This is a genomic window from Anaplasma marginale str. Florida, from assembly GCF_000215485.1.
GTDB classification, from domain to species: Bacteria; Pseudomonadota; Alphaproteobacteria; order Rickettsiales; family Anaplasmataceae; genus Anaplasma; species Anaplasma marginale.
Window position 1 is genome coordinate 1 of sequence record NZ_AFMS01000143.1, and the last position, 625, is coordinate 625.

Genomic DNA, 625 nt, shown 5'->3' on the forward strand with positions numbered 1-625 from the left:
TTCCAGAGCCAACACTTCTTAAATCTCTTTTATAGAATACCTTTACTAAGATCCATGAGAAGGGGATTGACCCAATTAGATATGAGGCGAATAGTATAGGGATTAGGTATGTATAGCCCATAAGCAAGTTCACTTCCTATCTAAAGGTATACAGTATACACTCATGGTAAAGTTATTCGTGGAAAAATTATATGTTTGAGGAGATTATACGCTCTGCGATAATGGAGGACCTTGGGGAGCAAGGGGATATAACCACGAATTGTATTTTTGAGAAAGAGGAGGTGAATTTTTCAATTATCTCCAAGGAATCAATGATGGTTTCTGGAATTGTTGCTGTTAAGGAGATATTTGAAATATTTAGTAAGGAAATAAACTTCACTATACTCGAATTTGATGGAAACAATATACAATCTGGCACTGTGATTGTTAAAGGTTCTGGCCTAGCATCCGGGATATTATCAATTGAAAGAGTGCTGTTAAACTTTCTACAGAGGGCGTCTTCCATTTCCTCTAGAACTAGAGATTTTGTATCTAAAGTTGCAGGAACAAAGGCAAAAATAAGGAGTACACGTAAAACATCACCTGGGCTACGCAATTTTGATTTATACGCTGTCCGTGTGGGTGG

2 protein-coding genes are annotated in these 625 nt (G+C 37.3%); one reads left to right on the forward strand and one right to left on the reverse strand.

The features are described from left to right. A partial coding sequence (locus tag GAC_RS05520; protein ID WP_198920534.1) for a glycerol-3-phosphate acyltransferase occupies positions 1–133 on the reverse strand: 133 nt, incomplete at its 3' end. A 58-nt stretch (positions 134–191) separates the two neighbouring features. Here GAC_RS05520 and GAC_RS04055 point away from each other — a divergent pair. After that, positions 192–625: nicotinate-nucleotide diphosphorylase (locus GAC_RS04055; RefSeq protein WP_037349519.1), on the forward strand; the 434-nt coding region annotated here is incomplete at its 3' end.